Source organism: Microcoleus sp. LEGE 07076 (genome assembly GCF_015207455.1).
GTDB lineage: Bacteria > Cyanobacteriota > Cyanobacteriia > Cyanobacteriales > Microcoleaceae > Microcoleus.
Map to the genome: position 1 here is coordinate 1 of NZ_JADEWV010000285.1, position 5,922 is coordinate 5,922.

Below are 5,922 nucleotides of genomic sequence, written 5' to 3' on the forward strand. Positions count from 1 at the left end.
AACTCATCCAGGACTTCGTTTTGATTGGGCTGACTTCTCTGGTGGAGAAACTCGCGCGATCGCCCAGACTGAAGCTTGGAACGGGTTAGTCATTAACCTCCAGAATACACGAAACTGGATCGAAAATCATCGAAATACCAAGCGAATTAAACTGCTAGGGAATCGTCGTCTTTCAGCTTGTTTGGCGTTGGGTTCTGTCTTTTCAGCCGTTCGGGGATATGCAATCGAAATGGAATACCGCAGTCAGATATGGGCAACTGATTCCCATGCGACCAGTGAAACACCAGCCTATCCTTGGATAAATCAGACTACGGGCGATATGGGGGATCGTCTGGTCGTTATCATTAGCATCCTTCGAGACGACATTCGATCTAATGTAGAAAAAAATTTGGCTAAGTACGAATTAAAAGGTATGCCACAACTCCATATCCACGGGCAGCAGCCTATCATCTCGCCAGAACATACAAATGTCGCTACCAAAGGCATCAAGAATCTTATCCTTGAAAATCTGCGATGTACTGGTAGTAAAGAAATTCATCTGTTTTTTGCAGGCCCTGCCCCCCTTGCCATGTTTCTCGGTCATCGCTTAGATGGCACAGCACCGGTTGTTTGTTACGGGTGGATCGGCAATGAACAGTATACTCGGACTTGTCATTTGTTTTCTGGACTGAATTAAACGCTCCAACATTCTTTTGATACTCGTCAGCCTGGTTATCGGTATGGCAAATCGAGTTTTTTCAACTTCCTGAGTGGCTTGAATTCACTTTTTGATTTTATTTGCAGTAGCACGTTGTTAGTTGTTTTGTTTCATTCACCGTAAATCTCTTTCAACACAACTGCCAATCCCGCATCTAGGTCTTGCAGCGCTTCATCTAGGCTCTCATAGCTATCTTTTCCGAACCACAGCATCCCACCACAATCGATCGCTCGCACAAAAGATGTTAAAGGACTCTCTGCCTGATCGCCGATTTCAATCCAGCCTTCATGTTCGTATACCCAACGGGCGATGTTGGGGTACATCTGTTCCAACGAAAACTTCATCTGAACTCTCTTGCCTCCCGTGTCTGCGTCCTCACGATAACGTCAGGCTTCAAACCCCAATTAAATTTCAATCCTGATGAAACGCAGTATATCAAGGAATGAGTTGCCATTCAAAAAATAGAGTTGGTGAGTCCAGAACTGTATTAGTTTTTGTTGCAAACTTCTTTGATAAGTTGAGACTCGGCATCATATCTGGGTGTAAATGAAGTTTGCCACCACGCTCCTACTTTTTTGACGGCACCTTGTTTGTTGGTCAAAATATAGTTGGTAGGACGAATCATGGAGGTTGGACAGTAAACTCTAAAATCTGCTTTTAATCTATCTCCATCAGAATATACTAAAGTAGTTGAAGCAAGATATAGATCTGGCTTGTCAAGCAACTTAATCGAAATTTGAGAAGATGGGATAGGAGTTGGCTTCGGTAAAGTTATTGTTGGTGTAGGTGGATAAATTGGTAATGGTTGTGGTGGAGTTGGTGTCGGTGGATAATTGGGCGATGGTTGAGGTTGAGGTGTAACTATTGAAGAGGGAGGAATTGGTGATGGTTGAGGTTGAGCTGTAACTATTGAAGAGGGAGGAATTGGTGATGGTTCTGCTGAAGGTATAACATTTGGTGATTTCGGAGTAACGGGAGTTTTGGCAGTAGTAGGAGATGTTTGTACTTGCGAAGGAGACTTAGAAGGCTGCGGTGATGAAACTATTGGTGGAGTGGAGGCAATTGGATTCGGTGATGGATTTGAACTAGCCGATTGTTCAGATGGTTTGGTTATCCAAAATCCTGCAATAATAGCCGCTGCAATGAAACTACCGAGCAACAAAGTTTGTTGGATATTCCCAAGTTTAGATGGAGCTGCGGAAATAACAGTTGGTTGTTGAATATTCTCAGGAATATCTGCGATGGTAGGACGGATAATTTGATGAACCTGAGATGTTTGAGATTGCAATGCTTGCAGCATTTCGTGTGCTGTAGCGTATCGATCGCAACTATGAGCAGAAATTGCTTTATCTAAAATAACCGTTAAGATAGGGCTAACTTGGGGAGCATATTGCTTCCAAAGAATTTCACCTGTATAGTTATCAGTTTCTATATCCTGTGGCTGTTTGCCTGTCAGTAAATAAATAGCGGTTAATCCAGTAGCGAATAAGTCACTACTATAAACAGGTCGTCCAGCCGCTTGTTCAGAAGACATAAACCCACGAGTGCCGATCGCAATTGAAGTCTGTGGACTTCCCGAAGAACTCATGGTGGTAGCTACAGCCTCTTTCACTGCACCAAAATCTATCAACACTGGCTTTTGATCAAATTCTCTAATAATTATATTGTCTGGTTTAATATCCCGATGAATAATGTGTTTTTGATGAACATAATCTAAAACAGGTAATAAATTCACTAGAAAGTCTCTGACGTAACTCTCGCTGAAACTGGATTGTGATTGGATTGTATCTGTGAGAGTCATGCCTTCTATTAGTTCTTGAACGAGATAGAAGTCATTGTTTTCTTCAAAATAAGCATAGAGCGTAGGAATGCGGTCGCTGTGGCTACCCAAATCTTCCAAAATAGCGGCTTCTCGTTGAAAGCGCTCTTTGATTAGTGGATAGATTTGGGGATGGTGAGAAACCGGGTGTAGTTTTTTAACTACACACCGTCGTCCTGATGGCATTTGGGTATCTTCTGCAAGGAAGGTTTCTCCAAACCCAACAGAACCAATGGATTTGAAAACTTGATACCGATTATTTAATAGCATAGTTGGGTGTTAAATATTGTTTTACTACAGCACTAAAGTCAAGCTAATTAAAATATTCCGATGTAAATCAACTATGTTCCAGGAAGCTGAGCATGATACTCAGGTTACTCGATCGAGAATCAGATTTAACGATCTCCCGAACCTTTCTGCATCCACCTCAGCCCGTGAAAGAGCGTTTTTCCTGACTGCATCAGTCCCCCGGCGCTAAGCAATACCCAGACAAATACAGTAATGCAGTAATGCAGTAGAACGTTAGATAAGGATGACCGCAAACAGAGAGAATATTAGTCTACCGTTGGCTGACGGGGTGAGTTTTGCCGATATCAGTTTCTGGTTGCGCCTAACCCAGCACCAGAAATAGCAATGATTTGGCTCACTTTCCTTTATACAAGCTTCAGCAGAACTGAACCACAATCAGGTGAAAAGATTTAGAAGGAGGAAACTTCCTGAAACTGAGAATATAGAACGTTATTTGTAATATGGCAATAATTTTAGTTTGGGATTTGAATTGGAACAGAGAGGCAAAATGATCGAAGGGCGGGCGATTTTTAGTTTAATAATAAGTCTGGCTGTTGTTGGCTCTAATTCCTGGCCGGTCTTGGCAGGGCTAAAACAAGACAGTTCCGATTAAAAGTCCTAACTAATTTTAATCGGAAGAACAAGGTTTGATTTCTATTCTAAATTCAAAGAAATTCCACAAACTGCATTTTCGATGTTCTCCGCTGAAGGCGGAAGTATTGCAAATCCATGCTTCTCGTACCATTTGACAAGATTGGGATTGTTGTTGATGTCTTCTTGAGTTAGAGAACCATAGATTCGCTTAATTCCCCACTGACGAGCTTTCTTTATCGCAAACTGTAATAGGTGAGTTCCCAGGCCCATGCGACGATCGATTGGTTTTAGCTTAACTAACAGCCTCAAAAGAGCTGCCCCTAAGTGCGGGGGAGCGTGAATTACATCGTCGCGAATAATGATATCGCCTATCATCAACTTATCAGGTGGATACAAAACGCATTGAAGCATACCAACTTCGCTGTTGCGGTACAGGAGTTTGGCAATCAAATGTGATTCTCCGTCCCCGTTGACTTGCAGGCGGTACTCTCGTCCTTGGCGATCGCGAACAATTATCCGATCGCTATTTTTCGATGAACTTTCCAGCATCATTTATTTTTAGAATACCCGATAACGATTATCCCTCATCGAAACGATCGGCAAACCAAGGACTGTGGAGTTAAGACCTGGGGCGATAGTCTAATGCTGAGTTTGTTAAGAAATACTAAAAAATCATGCAGTAATGCAGTAACAGTGGAATAATAGTTCATCAAATAAATTGTCATTCAAACACGAGAGCTTTTGTCTTGGTTGCACTCTAAAAATTGAGAGCGCAAACGAGCATCCATTGCCATGCCACGTTGCATTTTTGGTTTTCCCATCCAGGTGAAATGTCTAGTGTGGCGATCGCTCTTTTTGGACTAACAATAATGCCAGCGGGTGTTTTCTATTTAAAATCCTAATTCATATAATCCAGGTATGTAATGAACTATTTGATATTCGGATTAATCTCCGCCTCTCTTTTCTCCAGTTCAGCAAGCGCACAACCTATCAGCTATCCTGCAGCCAGAGTGCCTGTCGGTTCGGTGCAGGTTGCAGCTAGTCGAGCACCTGAAAAAGCGATTGACGAGCTAACAGACTATATTTTCTACAACCTGCATCCGCAACTGAAAAACCGGAGAATCCGCTCCGATGAAACGCAGTACATTAGAGAATGGGCTGCTATCAAAAAAGTGGTGAGCAATGATAATTTGGTGTACGAGAAGGAGTGCGGTAGAAACCCGAATAATAATTACCAATGGCTACTTTCCTCCTACGATAGTTCGGGTTTGGGAAGGAATGCGTCGCCTTTATCCAGTCCCGTATTCAACAAAGTAGCAGATGCCGTATTCTACACCCGCCATCCAGAGCTGGGCTACCGCAGGATACAACCCTCAGAAACGAGGCTAGTGTCGGAGTGGTCGAAAATTCGGCAGGGGGTAAGTTCGCTGCATCCTTGTTACTGACGCGATGCGAAATATTCTGCCATTTCAACGCTCATAATTCAGCGAACTTGATATTTTTTCAGGAGCTGAGCCTCCCTTAACTCGCACCACCGCTCGATCTCAACCAGCTTGCTTGCGACTGCATCACCCCACACTTCGCTACTTTCTGTAAAGTTTTGTAACAATGATCGATATTTTGCATAAAAGTAGCGGGTTGAGGCAGATAGATAGGTGGAGGGTTCGGGGTGTTGCAGCAGTGGCGGTTTTGCAAGGCACTTAGGTTCGGATCGAGCCATTGGAGCAAACAGAGAGGAAAAAGTGTGAAAGGGATCTCGATTTTAAGCTTGATGGTTGGGTTGACGCTGTTGGGTAATGCTTCGGTATTGGTTTTGGCACAGGAACGATTATCCCCGACAAACCAACCGATATTGGAGGGGCGATCGCTTTATCAGGTTGCTCAACAGCCAAAATCTCAACTTATCACTTGGAGGGAATTTGTAGAACGGGGTGGCAGGCGTTTTGTCAATTACGATTACGACCTACCGCCCGAGTTTAGAAATGGCTATGTTTACATCAATGCAGGAGCCGATAATACTACAGCTTATATCCTCAAACAAGGTTTATCTAGCTATCCACCAATCAAAAGTGGAATAGGAGAAATTGATTATGCTGTGGCAGATAGGTATGTAAACTCTGGCAAAGCAATCAGATTTTATTGGGGAGGGGGTGCAGTTTCTTCTCGACTTCATGGAAAAGATACTGAAGTTAGATTTTTGGAGCAACCAGGCACAGGATGCTTAAGGCTTAGTTGTTTGGTAGCCCCTTTTATGACTAATCAGCAAATCAGTCGCATTCTGCACTCTGAAAGAGCGATAAAACAAAAAAACTGAGGTAAATATGAAAGCGCGATCGATTTTTGGCTTGATAACGAGTTGGGCAATTTTAGGTGCTGCTTTCTGTTTCTTAGAAGGAGCAGCCAAAGCTGAAACTAAGACAGCCGAATCTGGGAATGTGAAAGCATCCGTGTCATTTGAACCCATTAGCAGACTTTGTTCGCAAAACCCGCAACTGAGATTGCTCCGGGGCGGTCAAACAGTTTT

The 5,922-nt window shown here is 43.1% G+C and carries 7 protein-coding genes; 4 read left to right on the top strand and 3 right to left on the bottom strand.

The annotated features are described in order from the left end of the window. Positions 1 to 676 (top strand): SAVED domain-containing protein (locus IQ270_RS27210; RefSeq protein ID WP_193976273.1); only part of this gene is annotated, 676 nt, incomplete at its 5' end. A 131-nt stretch (positions 677 to 807) separates the two neighbouring features. Here the strand turns inward: IQ270_RS27210 and IQ270_RS27215 are convergent. From IQ270_RS27215 to IQ270_RS27225, 3 genes are all read right to left on the bottom strand, one after another. After that, entirely contained in the window at positions 808 to 1,041 is a 234-nt protein-coding gene (locus tag IQ270_RS27215) for a hypothetical protein (protein WP_193976274.1), read from the bottom strand. Positions 1,042 to 1,184: 143 nt separating this feature from the next. After that, entirely contained in the window at positions 1,185 to 2,786 is a 1,602-nt protein-coding gene (locus tag IQ270_RS27220; protein WP_193976275.1) for a serine/threonine-protein kinase, read from the bottom strand. 672 nt (positions 2,787 to 3,458) lie between these two features. Continuing rightward, on the bottom strand, positions 3,459 to 3,947 hold the full coding sequence (locus IQ270_RS27225; RefSeq protein ID WP_193976279.1) for a GNAT family N-acetyltransferase: 489 nt from the start codon (positions 3,945 to 3,947) through the stop codon (positions 3,459 to 3,461). 374 nt (positions 3,948 to 4,321) lie between these two features. Here IQ270_RS27225 and IQ270_RS27230 point away from each other — a divergent pair, with 374 nt between their 5' ends. The 3 genes from IQ270_RS27230 to IQ270_RS27240 form a co-directional block, all read left to right on the top strand. Beyond that, positions 4,322 to 4,843 carry a hypothetical protein gene (locus tag IQ270_RS27230; RefSeq protein ID WP_193976276.1) on the top strand — a complete coding sequence of 174 codons (522 nt, stop codon included), beginning with the start codon at positions 4,322 to 4,324 and terminating at the stop codon, positions 4,841 to 4,843. Between the two features lie 299 nt (positions 4,844 to 5,142). Next, entirely contained in the window at positions 5,143 to 5,712 is a 570-nt protein-coding gene (locus IQ270_RS27235) for a hypothetical protein (RefSeq protein WP_193976277.1), read from the top strand. 7 nt (positions 5,713 to 5,719) lie between these two features. After that, the coding region (locus IQ270_RS27240; protein ID WP_193976278.1) for a hypothetical protein at positions 5,720 to 5,922 on the top strand (203 nt) is incomplete at its 3' end.